The organism is Sulfuricurvum kujiense DSM 16994, from assembly GCF_000183725.1.
GTDB classification, from domain to species: Bacteria; Campylobacterota; Campylobacteria; order Campylobacterales; family Sulfurimonadaceae; genus Sulfuricurvum; species Sulfuricurvum kujiense.
This window is the reverse complement of sequence record NC_014762.1, coordinates 2,368,302-2,387,251: the sequence shown is the minus strand read 5'-3', so window position 1 is coordinate 2,387,251 and position 18,950 is coordinate 2,368,302. Positions and strand designations below refer to the sequence as shown.

The following is an 18,950-nucleotide window of genomic DNA, read 5'->3' as shown; positions in this document are numbered from 1 at the left end:
TTTTAGGAGCATTCTTCCGATGGATATGAAACAAATTAAAGCTCTTGTGCAAGAGTTTGATGCCAGTACTCTTTCAAAATTAAAAATTACTCAAGACGCTTTTTCTATTGAACTTGAAAAAAATATCGGTGCGGTTGCCGCACCAATGATGGCAGCTCCGGTTGCAGTGGCGGCAGCTCCGGTTGCAGTGGCGGTTACCGCAGAATCTGCAGCAGCAGTTCACACTGGGGATATGATCCTTTCTCCGATGGTAGGGACGTTTTATTCTGCCCCTTCTCCGGATTCGGCTCCGTTTGTAAAAGTGGGCGACCGCGTTAAAAAAGGACAAGTTATCGGTATTCTCGAAGCGATGAAAATTATGAATGAACTTGAGGCCGAATTCGACTGTAAAATTGTTAGTGTTTTGGTTTCCGATTCTCAGGCAGTTGAATACGATATGCCACTTTTTGCGGTTGAGAAGCTTTAACCATGGCGGAACTCAAACGTATTTTAGTCGCGAATCGGGGTGAAATTGCCCTTCGTGCGATCCGAACAATTAAAGAGATGGGGAAAGAAGCGGTGGCGGTTTATTCGACCGCCGACAAAGACGCATCGTATTTAAAACTGGCCGACGCCGCAATTTGTATCGGTGCCGCACCAAGTTCCCAGAGTTATCTCAATATACCCGCGATCATTGCAGCCTGTGAAATCAGCGGATGTGATGCGGTATTCCCGGGATACGGATTTTTGTCCGAAAATCAACATTTTGTTGAAATTTGTACCCACCACGGGATTAAATTTATCGGACCGACACCTGAAGTTATGGTGATGATGTCGGACAAATCAAAAGCCAAAGATGTCATGATCGCGGCAGGTGTCCCTGTCGTCCCCGGGTCTGACGGTGCTATCAAGGATATCGCGGAAGCAAAAGTACGCGCAAAAGAAGTCGGGTATCCGGTTATTCTCAAAGCGGCAGCAGGCGGCGGCGGACGCGGTATGCGCGTCGTCGAAGACGAGAGCTATATCGAAAATGCTTTTTTGGCGGCGGAAGCGGAAGCGATCGGTGCATTCGGCGACGGTACGATTTATATGGAGAAATTCATTAAAAATCCGCGCCATATCGAAGTACAGGTGATTGCGGACAGCCATGGCAACGTGCTTCATATCGGTGAGCGTGACTGTTCGATGCAGCGCCGTCACCAAAAATTGATCGAAGAATCTCCCGCAGTAGCATTGACTCCTGAAATTCGTGCCGAACTGCACGCTTCTGCCGTCCGTGCAACGAAGTACATCAAGTACGAAGGGGCAGGGACGTTTGAATACCTTCTCGATGCGGACAAAAAGTTTTATTTTATGGAGATGAATACCCGGCTCCAGGTAGAACACTGTGTCTCCGAAATGGTCAGCGGACTCGATCTAATCGAAATGATGATCCGCGTTGCCGAAGGTGAAGCGCTTCCGAGCCAAGAGAGCGTCGTCCTCAAAGGTCACTCGATTGAGTGCCGTATAACAGCCGAAGATCCGATCAAGTTTTTGCCGTCACCGGGAAAAATCACCCAGTGGATTGCTCCGGGCGGGCGGAATGTCCGAATTGATACCCATGCGCATGCCGGTTATATCGTTCCTCCGACCTATGATTCTATGATCGGAAAATTGATCGTGTACGGAACGGACCGTAACGATGCGATTGCTCGTATGCATCGTGCGCTGAGTGAATTTACCATCACCGGGATCAAAACAACGATTCCGTTTCATATGAAGATGATGAAAAATCCTGACTTCATTAATAATAACTTCGATACCAAATACCTCGAAAACTACAGCGGCTGATCGCTGCTGTAGTCTATAATATATTCAAATATCACAAAATTGCCACTTAGTTTTCTAAATTACGCTTTGAGCGCTAATATTTTCCTATTTTACGCTAATTTTACAGTTTTACAATACTATAATATATTAACACCTCAATGAGCGTTACAAACAAAAGGAGAAACATGAATAATCTTAGCATCGCACAAAAAGTACATGTTCCATTGATTGCATCAATTATTGTCGGATTTATTGTAGTATTAATTAATTACATAATCTCCGTCCAGGATATCCGAGACGATATTTATGCGAGTCAGTCAAAAGAGATGACGACAATTTTCAATGAGGCGATCGAAGCTAAAAACAGTGTCGGTATTACCAATGCGATCGGGATTTCTAAAAACAGTGCCGTTGTAAACGGCCTGATAAGCGGAGATCGCGAAGCGACGCTAAAGAGTCTTAAGTCTCTTTCGAAAGAGTACAAAGAAAATACAAAATTCGGCAATATAAAAATTCATGTGCATGACAAAGATGTACACAGTTTCTTGCGTGTATGGAAACCTGAAAAATACGGTGACGATCTGACAAGTTTTCGTAAAACTATTTTAGCGGTTAAAGAGACCAAAAAACCGTTGGTTGCGATTGAAATCGGTGTTGCGGGATTGGAATTACGCGGAATCGCTCCGATTATTTCGGGGGGAGAGTATGTCGGATCGGTCGAATTTATGCAGGGGCTTAATTCAATCGTCAAAGATATGCGCAAAAATTTTGATGCAGAGCTTATTATTGCTTTGGATAACCAATATTTGAAGAATGCGAAAGAGCTGAAAGACGCTCCTAAAATCGGTAAAAATTATACGTTGGCGGTAAAAGCGGATACGGTTGATAAAGGGCTTTTATCGGAACTCGGAAAAGCCGATTTCGATCCGAAAAAAGGGGCATTTACAACAGACAATTTTTATGTTGAACCGATAGCGATCAAAGATTTTTCAGGAGAAGAGGTAGCCTACGCATTTACGGCAAAGAAACTCTCAACGGTCGAAAATCTAATTAATCAGTCTGAAGATTCTCTATTACGTCAAGTCGTCATTATGACGGTAATGGATGCTATTATTTTGGTATTGTTGATTATCATCGTCCGTCGTGCGGTAACACAGCCGATTCAAAACCTTGATGCTATCGCCCAAGAGTTGGCGAGCGGTGATGCCGATTTGAGCAAACGTTTGAAGGTGACTTCCACGGATGAAATCGGAAAAGCGGCGATGAGCTTTAACGAATTCATTGAAAAAGTAGAAAAAATTTCTATTGAAGCGCAGGAAAAAGCAGCGGAAGCGTGTTTGGCAAAAGAAAAAATAGAAGAACAGGTGGCACAAAATGAGATGTCATTGAAATTGGCACGTCAAATGATCCAAGGTTCTATCCACAATGCCGGAAGTCTCCGAAGTTCGCTTCAAAATAATATGACCAATTTGAAAGATGTCAATACGCTCAATCATGAAACGGGTCAGGTTGTAGATGAAGTGAGCGTTCAAACGGACGAGATTATGGCCAGCATGACCAAAATCACGGAGATGATCAACGATTCACGAAGCAATTCAGAACAGCTTAATCATAACGTGAGCGAAATCTCCAACGTAATTACATTGATTAAAGATATTTCCGATCAAACAAATCTTTTGGCTCTGAATGCGGCTATTGAAGCGGCGCGGGCAGGGGAACACGGACGCGGATTCGCCGTTGTTGCCGATGAAGTGCGAAAACTGGCGGAACGAACCCAGAAAGCGACCAGCGAAGTCGAAGCGAACATCAGCGTTCTCAAACAAAATTCGGTAGGGATGCTGGAAAACAGCGAGCGGGTTGAGGAATACGCGGTGGATTCATCACAAAAACTGGATCAATTTAAAAATGTATTGTCTAAATTAATCGAAAACGTTGAACATATCAAAATTGACAATCAATCAATCAGTTACGAAATATTCACGAATATGGCGAAGATTGATCATATGATTTTCAAAAACAATGCGTATGCAGCCGGATTTGAAGGGAAAGTAAGTACAGAATTCAGCGACCACCATGCGTGTGAACTTGGTAAATGGTATGAAAACGGCGAAGGTAAATCGGTATTCGGCTCAACTTCGGGATATGCAAAAATGATGGAACCGCATAAAAAAGTTCATGACTCGGTCAAAAAAGCGATGCAGCTGCTGAATGAGGATCCGATTCGTCATGCAAAAGCGATTGCAGGGTGTTTTGAAGACGCAGAGAAAGCGAGTATCGAGCTTTTCGATCTTCTCAATGAGATGGTGGCATCGTAACGATATTTTGAATGCTAAAGGGATAAAATCCCTTTAGCTATACAGCTTAGGCACTTATCTTTTTTTGAAAAGTTTGCCTCATTACGAGGCAGAAAATTCTCTATTCTTATGGAAGTCGCAGTACTTTGATATCCGCACTGAGTCGCAAGCGGGTAAAATAATCGTTTAAAACCTGATTTCGTTTCTCTCCTAAAATCGCATTGGCAATTTGCGGACGCACTGTATCAAGATTCTCGGTGACTACATTTAATTTATCCCGCATATAAAAACTCATAAACCCGTTTTTGCCGTTTGGAAGAACAGGACTGAATGAGCCGTTGGGAATTTTATTAAGAAGCTGTGCCAACTGCGGATTGATTTTAGCATAGGGAATTGTTTCGTCTTTGCTCGAAATAGATTCGATGTGGCGCATCGGATCGGCAATTTTAGCTGTCAATGCTTCTTGGGAAGAAGAGACGTAAGTGGTTACCTCAAAACTCTCCGGACGGGAGAATTCGTCCATATGGAGCTGATAGTATTCATTCTCCTCTTCGGCAGTCGGCTGACCCATTTTAGAGAATGCTATAGAGCTGTAAAGCTTTTGCCCTTTAATACTCTCTTCTACTCTTGCTCTCAAATCTTTTTCGCTCAAACCGCGAACCGTTTGCATCGCGTTTAAAAATTGCTCCATGGAAAGTTTATTTTGCACCGCCATACGATTTAGTTCTTCATTGATTTCGGCTGAGCTGACCGTAATTTTTTTCTCTTGAGCTTCAAGCTGTTCAAGCTTTTTGCGGATTAACGTATCGGCACTTTGATTAGCGCTGGTGCCGCTTTGTTTCATCTCCTCCTGGATTTCAAAAAGGGTGATCGGAGTGTTTTTGACCAATACGGCTACCCCGCCGATCGGGGCACTCCATAAATAGGCGGCTAATAAAGTCGAAAGGGTGATCAAACGCATTGATGCTCCTGAGTCAAAGTTTTCTATTTTACCCGCTTTTAACATAGCCTTAACTAAAATTGCGCAATTGCATCCAAAAAGGATTTTTACCATGGTCGTAACCAGATTTGCCCCAAGCCCGACGGGATATTTACATATCGGCGGATTGCGTACAGCACTCCTCAGTTATCTGTGGGCACGCCGCAACGGCGGAAAATTTTTGCTCCGTATCGAAGATACCGATTTTAGCCGCAACGATGAGGCTGCGGCACGCGCAATCGTCGAAGCGTTTAAATGGGTCGGTTTGGAGCATGACGGGACAATCGAGTACCAATCGAGCCGTTTGGCGATCTATCAAGAGTACGCCCAAAAGCTGCTCGATAGCGGTAAAGCATACAAATGCTATATGTCCAAAGAGGAACTCGAAGCGCTTCGCGAAGAGCAGACGGCTCGCAAAGAGCGCCCGAAATACGATAACCGCTACCGCGATTTTAGCGGTATTGCACCGGAAGGACGCGAAGCGGTTATCCGTATCAAAGCACCCTTGGAAGGCTCCATCACGGTACATGACGGGGTCAAAGGGGACGTTGTTTTCAACGTCGCTGATATCTTGGATGATTTTATCATCGCCCGCGCCGACGGGACGCCGACGTACAACTTTGTAGTTGCCGTCGATGACGCATTGATGGGGGTCACCGATGTTATCCGCGGAGACGATCACCTTTCCAATACCCCAAAACAGATCGTCGTGTATGAAGCGCTCGGGTTTAGGGTTCCCCGTTTTTTCCACGTTCCGATGATCCACAACCATGAGGGGAAAAAGCTCTCAAAACGTGACGGTGCGACTGACGTTATGGCGTACAAAACGCTCGGGTATACCCCTGAAGCGCTTCTCAATTTCCTTGTCCGTTTGGGATGGAGCCACGGCGATCAGGAGATATTCTCAATGAAAGAGATGCTGGAGCTTTTCGATCCGAGCGATATCAACCGCTCCGCTTCGGTGTACAACGTCGAGAAACTTGATTGGCTCAACAGCCACTACATTAAAAATATGTCCAACGACAAACTGTGCGAACTGTTGGAGTTCCACGGTGTTATCCTCGTGAGCCACGATAAACGCGAAATCCTGCTCGATGCGCTGAAAGAGCGTTCTAAAACGTTGGTCGAAATGGCCAATCAGATCAATGAGATTCTGGTACGTCCTACCGGGTTCGATGAAGCGGCACTCAAAAAAGGGTACAAAGAGGAGTCCAAAGGAATCCTCCAAACGTTTGCTAGAGCTCTTAAAAACGGAGGGGAACTTCACTTGCCGAGCGACTATCATCATGTGATGGAGCAGGTTGTCGCACAGTTGGAAATCGGTTTCGGGAAAATCGGCCAGCCGCTTCGTATCGCGCTGATGGGGAAACTCTCAGGGCCTGGGTTGGATACCGTTATGGCGATCATCGGGGTCGATGAGACGTTGGCGCGGATTGACGCTCTTTTAGCACATCAATAACGAATTTTTCGAAGGGAGGGATTTATTCCCTTCTTTTTTGCCTCTTTTACAAACTTTTTATACCCTCGCTCCTCTTTAACGCCCACTTTGTAACTGATAAATTTTAGATAATAGGTGATTTGTTCAGGGCTAAGTCCGCTACGGCGGGATGCTTCCATTAGAATATAGTGAGGGATTTTCACCTTTTTGGAGACAAACGCACGGCTGAGGCGGCGAAGTTCGTCACTGTGGTGATGGGTGCACAGCAGGGCAAAAACAAACGGTAATCCCGTACGCTCGTGCCAGAGTTCTCCCAGATCGGTATACTCGCCTCCGCCGTAATAGTATCGCAGTGCCTTGTCGCCGATCAATACTTCTCCATTAATATCGAGGATTTTGGAGAGCAGGTTGGAAGTCGCCGAATCGGCATCCGCTTTATCGGGGGCAGGGAGTGAAATGACACTGAGCACTTCGCGATGTGCGACGATACCGACACCGAAATGGCGGCAGTTTTTGGCGGTGATGCTGGAGATAAACGCCGCATCGATCCGGCGCATGGCAAATTCTCTGTTCAGAGCCGAGGGGACACCCTTGTGATAATGGAGGCTTTGGTGAAACCGTGTAGTGCGGGCATAGCGTTTGATAAAAACATGAAAGGGGAGGAGATTTAAAAAATCTATTTTTCCGAAAATCAAAATAATCCCTCTATACAATAAACTTCTGCCTCGAATGAGACAAGCTTTAGCGCCATAGCGGCGAGCGTAGCCAAACGGGGCTTTGCTCTGATTGGCGTATAAAAAATAGTATTATACTCAAAGGGACTGTTAGTTCTCTTTCGCTATAATTTATCCCAATATAACTACCCAAAAAGGGGAATTGTCATGGTGACAATCGAATTTTTAGGACCTATTCAAAAGGCTCCGTTAACGTTGGAAGCTTCATCGCTGCGCGATGTCGCCAGAGTATTAAAAGAAGACCCGGAAATGGGGCAGTGGATCGAAAACTGTGCGGTCGCGGTCAATGACACTCTTGTATCTTCTCTCGATACAACACTTCAAGCAGGGGACAAAGTTTCACTTCTCCCTCCGGTATGCGGCGGATGAGTATGCTGGAACTCTATGAGGGCGCACTCAATGTCCCTGAAATCATAACCCGCTGGTATGCACAGGAGAGCGATTACAATTACGGCGCGTATATCCCCTTTATCGGTACCGTGCGGGAAGAAGACGGGATTGAGGGACTGAGTTTCGATGTGTATGAGCCGATTTTAAACGCATGGTTTGAAGCGTGGCAAGTCAAGGCAGAAGCGCTTGGGGCAAAACTCAAAATGGCACACAGCCGAGGGGACGTATTGGTACATGAAAGCTCCTATATTGCGGCGGTATTTTCACCGAAACGGCGTGTGGCATTAGAGACTATTGAGAAGTTCGTGGAAGATTTCAAAGCCTCCGCTCCGATATGGAAGTACGATCTTAAAGACGGTCAGCGCCTTTATGCTGCGGATCGTTCAACGGCAATACAAGGTGCGGGATTATTGGGGAGCGATAAATGATTTCGTATGAAACCTCTCAAAACATGATCAGTCTTCTCGGTCTCGGGGATGTCCGAAGCGAACGGATTTTTTTGACCCATGCATTGGGGCGGATTTTAGCGGAAGATATCGTTGCTGACAGTGATTATCCGAGTCATCCGACGTCGGCGATGGACGGTTATGCGATCCTTCACAGCGATCAGGAAGCGTATGAATCGTTAGAGATTTTGGGTGATAACCCAGCCGGTGCCGATGAAGTCGGCGGGGTTATGAGCGGAGCGTGCATCAAGACGTTTACCGGCTCACTCATGCCTAAGGGAGCTGATACCCTTATCCCGATCGAGAATGTCCGTGTAGAGGGATCTGTGATCATTATCGAAAAACCTGTCCCTAACGGTTTCGCCGTCCGTCCGGTCGGTGAGAGCTACCGCGAGGGGGAAGTGCTCATTGCCAAAGGGACAAAACTTGGCTTTGCCCAGATCGGTGTTTTGGCGGGGATCAACCGTGTTATGGTTCACGTCGCTCAGCGCCCCCGCGTTGCAATTATCGCAACGGGGAGCGAAATTCTCGATATCGGCGAAGTCGCACGCCACGCCGGACAGATCCGAAGTTCCAACAGCTATACCCTGCAGGCATTAGCCAATCAGCTCGGGGCCCAGAGTGTGCAGATGGGGATCGTTGGGGATGACAAAGCGGCCATAATGGAGCGGTTCGAAGAGGCGATCCATTCATGCGACATCGTGGTGAGTACGGGAGGGGTGAGTGTCGGCGATTACGATTTCGTCAAACATATTGTCCCCAAACTCGGTGCCGAAGTGATCTTTAAAGGGGTCAATATCAAACCGGGTCAGCACGTGATGGTGGCGCAGCGGGGATCAAAGTTTATCGTCTCTCTGCCGGGGTTTGCCTACTCCTCAACCGTTACCTTTATCCTTTACGCCGCACCGCTGATTGCCCGTATGCTAGGAGTCGAAAATCCCTACGATGTGATCGAAGCGACGCTCAAAGTACCGTTTGCGAAGCGCTCCAACAAGAGCGAATTTACTGCGTGTAATTTGACGTTTGAAGAGGGACGTTACTGGGTCGATTTTGAGGGGAAAAAGACGGGAAGTTCCGCGATTTTGACCAATCTGCTCGGGGATGCGGGATTGATGATCTGCGGCGAAGAGGACGGAGATTTGGAAGCGGGGACACTCGTTAGAGTTATCAAGCTGTAATTCCCGTTCTGCTCTGAATGCAGGGCCGCGATGGTTACAGATGCCTCGGATATTTTTCAAAAAAAGACGAGACGGTAAATGTCGCGACTATCTCTTTTTTCCTTTTTTGATCGACATCAGCGAATTGCGACCAATTGAGAAATAATAAGCAATCTTTGCAGACCGTTAACCTTTTAACCTCATTGGTATCATCTACTACAAATTGCTCGTCATCGGCAGCGGTGACAAAATAGCGCAGGCGGCGACCTCTGGTAACAAGCTCTTGTATCGTAGGACAGGAACTGATATGAAATTCCGAGATAATCGGGGCCTCATTGAGATACTGTAAAGTATTATCTGCAATGTAGAGAATGATGCGGGTATTGTCGAAGATGAGTGTTCCATCGGGATGAATCGTCAATGTGTCAAGAGATTCAATCTCTATTCGATCACTTTTAACCGGTTTGCTGTGACTGTGAAAAGGGTGGATAAAAATCGGTTTGACTAACGGAGCTTTCATTTCGGTTCGGAGATTTTCGAGCGGTTTAAAATCCAAAAAATTGATGAGCTTCATTATTTTTCTACTATATCGGCGACTTTACGTTCAATGTTGGTCCGAACTCTGAATTCTACCCTTTGGGATAACTGAGAATCTTCGCTTTCTCCATCAACAAGGTATGTCCCTTTGTTGGTTAAAGGGTGACCCGAAGAAAATCCGATAGCGCTGAAATGTCTCATCAGCCACTCTTTTTGCTCTCCCGTTAGATTGATTTTATCGGACGTCATGATGTATTCCAAAGTAGCCCGCGTCCGTTCTTGAGAAAGGGTCATATTTTTAAAATAGGCTTTTCCCCGGTCGGATTCACCTTCCCACATAGAGGAGGTATGCCCCTCAATCCTGATCTCTTCAATATTGTTGATAAATGGCTTTGACATCATTATTTTCAAATATCGGATAAAAAAATCATCCAAAATTTCTTTGAATCTTGGGGTGAGGGCGGATGATCCGGTTGCAAAGAGTATATCGGGCTGTTGAAAACGTACCGTTAAATCTTTGTCGATGACGGCTCCCCATTTCATCAGATCTTTATCGAACTCTTTTTTGAGGGCATGATTAAGTCCTTGGGTCGTCTCTTTGTAGATTTGGGGAACTTTAACGCTATCTTGGACTTTGATCATATAGATGACGGAGATCAGTAAAAAGAGCATCATCAGCGAAGTCATCATATCGCTCAGACTGATCCAGTAATCTTCTTTGTGATGGTGTTTTTTTTGCGGTAGGCTGCTCATCCATTTAATCCGTTCATCGCTGTTTAGCCGCTAATGCAACCACTTCTCGCAATTTCTCGGTCAACGGTGTATAGTCCTGCACAAATTTATTTGAAAGAGACGCCAATTGCTGTCCTAAACCTTCCAATGACCGCTTGAGGGCAATTTCAAGCTCATGATCGAGGATCGTCACCTGTTTTTGGACCTCTTCTGTAGCCTCATTCATCCCTTTGACCAAACGCTCCGTCATATCGTCAACTTTTTGACCGATAAGCGGGAGTGAATCGGACGCGGATTCCAGAAAATTGACGAGGGAATGGATCATACTCTGGAGCTGTTCGCGCTGGAAAGTTATCTCTTCCAATGAACGTCCCATAGCCGAGACATGCGACTCGAATTCGGCACTGTTCGAGACGATTATACTGTAATCGTGAGCTTGAGATTCCAACATAGAGGCGATTAAAGTCATCGTTTCGATCGATTGTGCCATTTGATTTCTATAATTTTCCTGCCAAATCACCGTTTTTTCAACGGCTTGATTCAACTGCTTAAAATTATCTCCGAACTGTTCGCTTATTTTGTCGTTGAAATTTTTTATAACGTCTTTGAGCGCTTCGATAAATATTTTTGAATTGTTTTCTGCCATGGTAGCAGCGAAATCGCGAAACTCTTGACGCAAAGCGTCGCTTTTTTTATTTGAGTCATCCCGTAACAAAGCGATTTGGCTCACGAGGGAAGAGTCGTCCTGTGCGGCAATCGAAGAGTGCATATTCTTGATGCTTCTGAGGATTTCGACTAATACATCGGTTTGTTTGGCTTGATAGGTGACGATATCATCAATGCTCATTCCCTCGACAGCGGAAGATTCATTGGTACGGGTTAAATCGAAAATATCCAAAATTTTGATGATTAAAGCAAAAAATACACCGGTTGCCGATGCCCAAAATGCTGTTTTTATCCCGTTGAGCAGTGTAGGCAAGCTGTCGTCGACATTATCGGCATTAAAGTGCACTAAACCGATAGCAATCCCTACAAACGTAAAAAAAATTCCGGTAGTGATTAAAATACCCGGGGCTAATTCTTGAATGGATTTGTTTCTTCGGTTCATTACAAAAATGAGAAACATCAGTGTAATTAAACCGACTCCGAAATAGGCCATATTATGAATCACAATTTTGCTCCGTTTTTAAAAGAGTATTATAGCTTCGATAGATGAATATGGGGGAAGAATAGAAGCGTCATCCGCTCTAGGATGACGATAAGAATTATTTTGCAATTTGTGCTTTAATCGCCTCTTCTTCAATCAGCGATTTACGGTACTTGACCGCAACGATGTTCTCGGTTTCATTGATAAACCATTCCGCGATATGTTCATGTTCCAGTGCGTTTAATTTCTCCATGTCCACGTGATCCATCGAGATATACAGATGGGAATAGCGGTGAGGGTTGGACATTTTAAAGGTCCATAGCAACCACAACGCACTTACAATAATCAGTCCGATAGCCAACGTTTCACGGGTTGAATACTGCAATGCGATACCGGCGACGGCTCCGCCGACAAACGTCATAAAATAGGCAAACCCGTTGGCGATACCGAGTGCCGCACCTTTTTGGTGTACTTTGGCAAATTTGGAGATCATCGATTGTACCAGCGGCTCCATCATGTTAAATGCCATGAAGAAGCTCACCACACCGACGACGAATTCCCACCCTTTGGTTGCGAATCCCATAAGGGTAAAAGCTACGATAAAAAGGACGATCGAAATCAAAAATATTTCGCGCGGTTTATTGTACTTTTCTCCGAAAACAGCGGCAGGCCCCATGGCTAAAAGCCCCATAACCATCGCCGGGATAAACGCCTGCCAGAGATCTTTTTTGTCCCACAAAAAGCCGTATTCGGGCTTGATAAGAAGAATAGGGATAAGGACGAAAGAGACGGTCATCAACCCTTTTTGCATCCCGTTCGTGATAATCATACTCAGGAGATTCGGATCTTTTAAGATGTCTTTGGTGGTGGTGGATGAATGGTAGATGTGACGGATGCGCGGAGGGGTCGGAACGTTGGTAAAGAGGACGATCATCGATACAATCGACAAAACGGCTGCGATCCAAAACAAAGACGAGAATCCGAATCCTGCGGCAATAACGGGACCTAATGCCATGGCGGCGGCAAAGCTCATTGCGATGGTTCCTCCCATGAGTGCCATCGCTTTGCCTCGTGACTCTTCATTGACCAGATCGCTGATCATGGCGGGGATGACGGCACCGATTGCTCCGGCACCCTGCAAAAAGCGACCCGCCATAAGCGTGTAGATATCGGTGCTCACCGCACAGATGATCGATCCGACCAAGAAAATAACGAGTCCGAGCAAGAGTGTCGGTTTACGGCCGATTTTATCGCTCATGACTCCGAACGGCACCTGGAAAATAGCCTGCGTCAGAGCATATCCGCCGACAATTATTCCGATAAGAAACGGGGTAGCGCCTTCGAGACCCAGGGCATAAGCAGAGAGAACCGGAAGAACGAGAAATAGACCGAAGAATCGAAGCGATAGAATCGCGGAGAGGGGGAGAACCGTTTTAAACACCGTGCAACCTTAGATACGTTAAAATTTTCAGTATTATATTACACCCTTAGATGAAACATCGGGTAAACACCGAACGTTAAAGTCTATTGTAAGGAATGAGATGAAAATCGTTTTGGCAACGTCAAACAAAGGGAAAGTCCGAGAAATAATCGAGCTTCTTCATGATCGGGAAGTGTTCCCTTATACCGATCTGATCGAGGGATTTGAGATTGTCGAAGACGGCGAGTCGTTTAAAGCCAATGCATTGATCAAAGCCCGCGCCGTATATTCGGCGCTGGGGGATGAAAATGCGATTGTCGTCGCCGATGACAGCGGGATCAGCGTCGATGCATTGGACGGTGCTCCGGGGATTTACAGTGCCCGTTACGGCGGCGAGGGGGCAAGCGATCGGGATAACCTCCTCAAACTTGTCGAAGCGTTAAAAGAAAAAGGGTTGAGTACTTCACCCGCCCATTATACGGCGGCGATAGCAATCGTATCGCGTGAAGGGGAGAGCTGTGTTCACGGATGGATGCACGGGGATGTTATCACGGAATTACGAGGTGAGAACGGGTTCGGATACGATCCGATTTTTATACCGAGCGGATACGATCAAACCTTGGGCGAATTGCCGAACGATATTAAAAAAGGGCTTTCGCACCGTTCCAAAGCGTTGGAGTTAGCGAAAATTTTGATCGATCAGATTAAGTTTTTACGCTCTCATGCCGGAAGTGCTGCCACAAAATAGAAAAAGATTATCCCTACGATAATGCGGTAAATCGCAAACGGGGTAAAGGTGTGACGGCTGACAAATGCGACGAAAAGTTTGACCGTCGCGAGGGCAAAGACGAATGCCGTAATAAACGCTACCGAGAGCATGAAATAGTCATCCACCACCATTTCGCTGCGATGTTTGAGCAGATCGTACGCGGTAGCGATGATCATCGTGGGGATAGCGAGGAGAAACGAAAACTCCGCCGCACTTTTACGGCTAAGCCCCATAATCAATCCGCCGATGAGGGTAGCGCCTGAGCGGCTGGTACCGGGGATCATAGAGAGGCTTTGAAACACTCCGATGGTAAAGGCCTCTTTGAAACTGAGTTCGGAGATATCTTTTCCCGAATCGATGGGCTTATTGCGGCGAAGAAACTCAAACAGCAAAAATACGATCCCTCCGGCAATCAGCATAATGCTGACCGTTTCGACTCCGAAGAGCGCTTTAATCTGCTTGTAAAACAAAAATCCCAAAGCACCTGCCGGTAAAAAAGCGACACCGATTTTAAGCCACAGCATTTTGTCTTGAAGGAGCCGCTTTGCATACAAAAATAAAACGGCAAGAATGCTTCCCAATTGAATCGAGACCTCGAACGCTTTGTGGGCGTTGGTCTGCTCCAGCCCCAATAGCTGCGAAGCCAAAATAAGATGACCCGTAGAAGAGATAGGGAGAAATTCGGTGACCCCTTCGAGTGCGCCGAGGATCAATGCGTCAAATAGTGTCATATAATAAAGCTGCTCTTTTTTTGGTGCAATTGTACCATAGCCTCGCCCCTTAAACCTCCCCTAACCTCACATAGGATAAAATGCGCGGATTTATGACACTTTCCCTCAAGGAATTTTTGAATGTTACTTTTTACCCCCGGACCGACCCCGGTACCTGAGTCTGTACGTATCGCTATGGCTGGTGAGACGCTTCACCACCGTACTCCTGAGTTTGAAGCGATTTTTGAACGCACACGTGCACTGTTATTTGAATTGCTTGGAATGGATGAGGTGTTGATGCTTGCCTCTTCGGGAACCGGTGCGATGGAGGGGGCGGTGATCAATTTGGCTCACTCCAAACTCCTCTCGATCAACTCGGGAAAATTCGGCGAGCGTTTCGGGAAAATCGCCGTAGCTCACGGGATTGCCAACGTTGAGATTAAGCACGAATGGGACACCCCCGCTACTGTGGAAGAAGTCCAAGCAGCTCTAAACGCTAATCCGGATATTGACGCGATCGCGATTCAAATCTGCGAAAGTGCGGGGGGATTGCGCCACAGTGTCGAAGCGATTGCCAGCGCGGTAAAAGCACATAATCCGGCTATTATGGTCATTGCAGACGGTATTACGGCGGTCGGTGTCGAGAAAATCGACGTAACCAATATCGACTGTCTGATCTCAGGGAGCCAAAAAGCGCTGATGCTTCCTCCGGGGCTTGCTATTATGGGATTATCCAATGCGGCAATTGAGAAAATCGGAAGCGGCAAAGGGTATTATTTCAACCTCGCTACCGAGATCAAAAATCAGCGCAAAAATACAACGGCGTGGACGGCGGCAACGACATTGACTATCGGTTTGGAGGCGGTATTAAACCGTATCAAAGCTGAAGGGGGACTCGATAAACTCTACGCTGATACGGCACGCCGCGCGAAAGCGACCCGTGAGGCGATGAAGGCGATCGGCCTTTCCATCTATCCAACCAATCCGGCCGATTCGATGACGACGGTAGGGGACGTCGAAGCGAAAAAAATCCGCTCAACTCTCAAGGAATTCGATGTGAACGTTGCGGGTGGACAAGATCATATCAAAGATTCAATTTTCCGTATCAACCACATGGGGCTGATTGCACCGTACGAAGCGTGTTGGGCAGCGAATGCGGTGGAACTGGCATTGGCTAAGATGGGACGCCGCGCTTATGACGGAACCGCGAACCGCGTGTTTAACACCGTCTATTTCGGGCTTTGATATTATGGTTTTTGAACACGAAATCCCGGAAGGCTCAAAACTCTATTTTGCCGGCGCGGCAAAAACAAAACGGTTGATCGAAACCAAAGCGAGCACCCTCTTAAGTGATGCCGGGTTTGAAGAGATTTTAACCCCTCTTTTTTCGTATCATCAGCACATGAGCGTTTGTGATCAGCGTGAGCTTATCCGTGTAAACGACAGCGAAAACCATCCGATCAGCCTCCGCGCCGACTCGACGATCGACGTGGTACGTATTGTCAACAAACGCCTCGGCGGCAATACCGAACATAAAAAATGGTTCTATATCCAACCGGTCTACCGTTATCCGGCCGACGAGCAGTACCAAATCGGTGTCGAGATCATTGATGAGCCGAATCTCTCTGTTGCCCTTACTCAGGCAACCCGTATATTAAAAGAGTTGAAAATTTCGCCGTTATTGCAAATTTCAAACATTAATATCCCCCGCATCCTCTCAGAGATGCTGGGATTACATTTGGATGACTTTCGCCATGTGAACATCGAGAAATTTCTCTCTTTGAAAATTGAATGGGTGACGCGGTTGGTGTACATGCAGCATGCCAGCGAGATCGATGCGGTAGTCGAGATCGTCCCTGATGCGATCAAACCGGAATTGATCAAGATGAAAGAGCTGTGCGAAGGGCTGGAATACCCTAATGTGGTCGTCGCACCGCTTTATTACGCTAAAATGCTCTATTATGATGAGCTTTTTTTCCGCGTAATCGAAGGAAACGAAATGTACGCAATGGGCGGACGTTACAAAAGCGAAGAGACCGTATCGGTCGGTTTTGCCATTTACACCGATGCGTTGATTGACGCATTACACCAATAACTAAAAGTAGGATTGTTTATGAAAGCAGATTTGATTGTCGGTATTCAGTGGGGAGACGAAGGGAAAGGGAAAATTGTTGATTTGCTTGCGCAAAAATACGACGTTGTTGCCCGTTATCAGGGGGGACATAATGCCGGACATACCATCGTCGTTGACGGCAAAACCCATGCCCTCCACCTGATCCCATCAGGGATTTTGAACCCGAAAGCGATCAATATCATCGGAAACGGTGTCGTTGTCTCTCCCGAAGCGCTCATCAAAGAGATGAAGCAGTTTGATAATTTGCTCGGACGATTGTTTGTGAGCGAATCTGCCCATATGATTTTGACGTTTCACACCTTGATCGACCAAGCCAAAGAGAAACTCCGCGGCGAGAAAGCGATCGGTACGACTGGTCGCGGTATCGGGCCTGCCTACAGCGAAAAAATCGCCCGTGCGGGATTTCGTCTCGGAGAGCTTCGCGATGTTGAAACACTGACCAATCGTGTAATGGAATATTTTGTCCAAAACAAAGCCATTTTCGAAGCGTTGGTGATTGCGTTGCCGTCACGCGAAGAGCTATTAGCGGAGTTGAACGTGTATGCGGAAAAATTGGTTCCGTTTTTGGCAAATACGACCCAAATGGCATGGAAAATGATGGACGAAGGGAAGAAAATCCTCCTCGAAGGGGCGCAAGGGACGATGCTCGACATCGATCACGGAACCTATCCATACGTTACCAGTTCATCGACTATTTCGGCGGGTGCGTGTACGGGTCTCGGAGTCAATCCTAAGGACATCGGCAAAGTGACCGGGATCGTTAAAGCCTATTGTACGCGTGTCGGTAACGGCCCTTTCCCGACGGAAGATCACGGCGAGATCGGTGAGCGTCTGCGCAAAGCGGGACATGAATTCGGAACGACGACAGGACGTCCGCGCCGCTGCGGATGGTTTGACGCCGTAGCGTGCCGTTATGCAAGCCGCCTAAACGGGTGTGACGATCTCTCCATTATGAAACTCGATGTCTTGGACGGCTTCGATGAAATCCAAGTGTGTATCGGATATGAAGTGAACGGCGAAGTGATCGATTATCTTCCGCTTGATCTAGAGAACGTCAAACCGGTGTATAAAACGTTCCCTGGATGGGATAAAACCGAGGGTGTCCGCCGCTTTGAAGATCTTCCGGTAACGGCACAAGAATATCTTCGCGCCATCGAAGAGCTGACACAGACTAAAATCGGTATGATCTCAACATCACCGGATCGAAACGACACGATCACATTATAATCCTGCTTTAGGGGGATGCAAGGGACATTTGTCCCTGCCACTTTGCGGGCTTTGCTCGAAAAGTGTATAACATCAGATAGGAGCGCTTATGAGCAAGTCGCGTTACGAGCCTTTGGTCAAACTCAAAAAAAAGAGTTTAGACAGTGCCGAACGCGCACTCATCGGTGCCAATAACGAACTTGCCTCCGCCACCGACAAGCTCAAATTTTCGTATGAAGAACTCTCACGTATGACACTGCCGACACAAGGTTCAGTCGGCGAATTTACCCAAGCAACCGCAATGATCCATGCACAGCATCAGACAATCGAGCAGTGCCAAAACAAGGTACAAGTCGCGAAGTTCAATCAGCATCAGATGCGGGAACGTTATAAGGCGGCAATGATCGATTTTGAAAAGTTTAAATATTTGGAAATCCAGGAGATGAAAGCCCGTCTCAAACATCTCAAAGCACAAGAGGCTAAAATGCTGGATGAAATCGGTACTATGATCTATAAAAAAGAGGAAGAATGAAACTAATTTGGAGCTTAGCAGTAGTGATGATCGGGGGGCTTTACGGTGCACCCGCAACAAAGTCGTATGAATGTACCAAGATTTTTGAAGACCGCAAAAATGAGCTGCTGGTCGAATTGGAGCGGATTGACGAGCAGAAACAGTCTCTCGATTCTCTAAAACGGGCAACGGAAGACCTTTTGCGCAAAAAAGAGGCGATGGTTCAGGGAAAAGACATGAAAGTCGATCAAAAACTCTCAGAGATCAGAGCCAAAGAAGAGTCGATTAAAAAAATGCTGGATGAAAATAAAAAAGTTTTGGAACAAATCAAACAGCTTAAATCCGATAAAGTCTCTCAAACATTCGCAAAAATGAAACCCGCTGCATCGGCACAAATCCTTTCTCAGATGCCCGCCTCCGATGCTGCAGATATTATGAGTACACTCAATAGCAAGGTCGTCGGGCAGATATTGGCGAAGATGGATCCGAAAAAAGGGTCGGAAATTACCGATAAATTGCGAAAACTGCCGGAGCCTCCTAAGTAAGACTCCGTTTCTC

General features: G+C 46.5%; 20 protein-coding genes. 13 read left to right on the top strand and 7 right to left on the bottom strand.

Going from position 1 to position 18,950, the window contains the following annotated elements:
- The first annotated feature begins 19 nt into the window (after positions 1 to 19).
- The 3 genes from accB (at position 20) to SULKU_RS11925 (ending at position 4,103) form a co-directional block, all read left to right on the top strand.
- Positions 20 to 466: an acetyl-CoA carboxylase biotin carboxyl carrier protein gene (accB, locus tag SULKU_RS11935; RefSeq protein WP_013461229.1), complete on the top strand. Its 447-nt coding sequence runs from the start codon at positions 20 to 22 to the stop codon at positions 464 to 466.
- A gap of 2 nt (positions 467 to 468) precedes the next feature.
- Positions 469 to 1,809: an acetyl-CoA carboxylase biotin carboxylase subunit gene (locus SULKU_RS11930; RefSeq protein ID WP_013461228.1), complete on the top strand. Its 1,341-nt coding sequence runs from the start codon at positions 469 to 471 to the stop codon at positions 1,807 to 1,809.
- Positions 1,810 to 1,973: 164 nt separating this feature from the next.
- Positions 1,974 to 4,103 carry a methyl-accepting chemotaxis protein gene (locus SULKU_RS11925; protein WP_013461227.1) on the top strand — a complete coding sequence of 710 codons (2,130 nt, stop codon included), beginning with the start codon at positions 1,974 to 1,976 and terminating at the stop codon, positions 4,101 to 4,103.
- 106 nt (positions 4,104 to 4,209) lie between these two features.
- Here SULKU_RS11925 and SULKU_RS11920 read toward each other — a convergent pair whose 3' ends face one another.
- Entirely contained in the window at positions 4,210 to 5,043 is an 834-nt protein-coding gene (locus SULKU_RS11920; RefSeq protein WP_013461226.1) for a peptidylprolyl isomerase, read from the bottom strand.
- A gap of 91 nt (positions 5,044 to 5,134) precedes the next feature.
- Between SULKU_RS11920 and gltX the strand changes: the two genes are divergently transcribed.
- Entirely contained in the window at positions 5,135 to 6,520 is a 1,386-nt protein-coding gene (gene gltX, locus SULKU_RS11915) for a glutamate--tRNA ligase (RefSeq protein WP_013461225.1), read from the top strand.
- Here the strand turns inward: gltX and SULKU_RS11910 are convergent.
- Positions 6,514 to 7,194 (bottom strand): MqnA/MqnD/SBP family protein, encoded by a 681-nt coding sequence (locus tag SULKU_RS11910; protein ID WP_013461224.1) that lies wholly within the window; start codon positions 7,192 to 7,194, stop codon positions 6,514 to 6,516. The two genes, gltX and SULKU_RS11910, sit on opposite strands and share 7 nt — an antisense overlap.
- A 186-nt stretch (positions 7,195 to 7,380) precedes the next feature.
- On the opposite strand from SULKU_RS11910, the gene SULKU_RS11905 reads away from it, so the two are divergent.
- From SULKU_RS11905 to SULKU_RS11895, 3 genes are read left to right on the top strand one after another with little or no spacing between them, the layout of a single operon-like run.
- Complete coding sequence (locus SULKU_RS11905; RefSeq protein ID WP_013461223.1) at positions 7,381 to 7,602, top strand: MoaD/ThiS family protein; 222 nt, start codon at positions 7,381 to 7,383, stop codon at positions 7,600 to 7,602.
- Between the two features lie 2 nt (positions 7,603 to 7,604).
- The gene (locus SULKU_RS11900) at positions 7,605 to 8,051 is read left to right on the top strand and encodes a molybdopterin synthase catalytic subunit (protein WP_041666813.1); all 447 of its coding nucleotides are present in this window, start codon (positions 7,605 to 7,607) and stop codon (positions 8,049 to 8,051) included.
- Positions 8,048 to 9,247, top strand: a complete 1,200-nt coding sequence (locus SULKU_RS11895; protein WP_013461221.1) for a molybdopterin molybdotransferase MoeA — start codon at positions 8,048 to 8,050, stop codon at positions 9,245 to 9,247. The genes SULKU_RS11900 and SULKU_RS11895 overlap by 4 nt, the downstream gene beginning before the upstream one ends.
- Positions 9,248 to 9,281: 34 nt before the next feature.
- Here SULKU_RS11895 and SULKU_RS11890 read toward each other — a convergent pair whose 3' ends face one another.
- The 4 genes from SULKU_RS11890 to SULKU_RS11875 all read right to left on the bottom strand — a co-directional run bounded on the left by SULKU_RS11890 (position 9,282) and on the right by SULKU_RS11875 (position 13,083).
- Positions 9,282 to 9,800, bottom strand: coding sequence for a hypothetical protein (locus tag SULKU_RS11890; RefSeq protein ID WP_013461220.1), 519 nt, complete (start codon positions 9,798 to 9,800; stop codon positions 9,282 to 9,284).
- Positions 9,800 to 10,516 carry an OmpA/MotB family protein gene (locus SULKU_RS11885; RefSeq protein ID WP_013461219.1) on the bottom strand — a complete coding sequence of 239 codons (717 nt, stop codon included), beginning with the start codon at positions 10,514 to 10,516 and terminating at the stop codon, positions 9,800 to 9,802. Before SULKU_RS11885 ends, SULKU_RS11890 begins: the two co-directional genes overlap by 1 nt.
- Before the next feature lie 13 nt (positions 10,517 to 10,529).
- Complete coding sequence (locus SULKU_RS11880) at positions 10,530 to 11,666, bottom strand: hypothetical protein (RefSeq protein ID WP_013461218.1); 1,137 nt, start codon at positions 11,664 to 11,666, stop codon at positions 10,530 to 10,532.
- 94 nt (positions 11,667 to 11,760) lie between these two features.
- Positions 11,761 to 13,083, bottom strand: a complete 1,323-nt coding sequence (locus SULKU_RS11875) for an MFS transporter (RefSeq protein ID WP_013461217.1) — start codon at positions 13,081 to 13,083, stop codon at positions 11,761 to 11,763.
- Between the two features lie 100 nt (positions 13,084 to 13,183).
- On the opposite strand from SULKU_RS11875, the gene rdgB reads away from it, so the two are divergent.
- Positions 13,184 to 13,810 carry an RdgB/HAM1 family non-canonical purine NTP pyrophosphatase gene (gene rdgB / locus SULKU_RS11870; protein WP_013461216.1) on the top strand — a complete coding sequence of 209 codons (627 nt, stop codon included), beginning with the start codon at positions 13,184 to 13,186 and terminating at the stop codon, positions 13,808 to 13,810.
- Here the strand turns inward: rdgB and SULKU_RS11865 are convergent.
- A complete protein-coding gene (locus SULKU_RS11865) occupies positions 13,783 to 14,562 on the bottom strand; it encodes an undecaprenyl-diphosphate phosphatase (RefSeq protein WP_013461215.1) in 780 nt (259 codons plus the stop codon). The genes rdgB and SULKU_RS11865 overlap by 28 nt on opposite strands.
- Before the next feature lie 120 nt (positions 14,563 to 14,682).
- Here SULKU_RS11865 and SULKU_RS11860 point away from each other — a divergent pair, with 120 nt between their 5' ends.
- From SULKU_RS11860 to SULKU_RS11840, 5 genes are all read left to right on the top strand, one after another.
- Positions 14,683 to 15,786: a pyridoxal-phosphate-dependent aminotransferase family protein gene (locus SULKU_RS11860; protein WP_013461214.1), complete on the top strand. Its 1,104-nt coding sequence runs from the start codon at positions 14,683 to 14,685 to the stop codon at positions 15,784 to 15,786.
- Positions 15,787 to 15,790: 4 nt separating this feature from the next.
- Entirely contained in the window at positions 15,791 to 16,636 is an 846-nt protein-coding gene (locus SULKU_RS11855) for an ATP phosphoribosyltransferase regulatory subunit (protein WP_013461213.1), read from the top strand.
- Between the two features lie 18 nt (positions 16,637 to 16,654).
- The gene (locus SULKU_RS11850) at positions 16,655 to 17,902 is read left to right on the top strand and encodes an adenylosuccinate synthase (RefSeq protein ID WP_013461212.1); all 1,248 of its coding nucleotides are present in this window, start codon (positions 16,655 to 16,657) and stop codon (positions 17,900 to 17,902) included.
- Between the two features lie 88 nt (positions 17,903 to 17,990).
- Positions 17,991 to 18,413: a flagellar export protein FliJ gene (locus SULKU_RS11845; RefSeq protein WP_013461211.1), complete on the top strand. Its 423-nt coding sequence runs from the start codon at positions 17,991 to 17,993 to the stop codon at positions 18,411 to 18,413.
- Positions 18,410 to 18,937, top strand: coding sequence for a MotE family protein (locus tag SULKU_RS11840; RefSeq protein ID WP_013461210.1), 528 nt, complete (start codon positions 18,410 to 18,412; stop codon positions 18,935 to 18,937). Before SULKU_RS11845 ends, SULKU_RS11840 begins: the two co-directional genes overlap by 4 nt.
- Positions 18,938 to 18,950 lie beyond the last annotated feature (13 nt).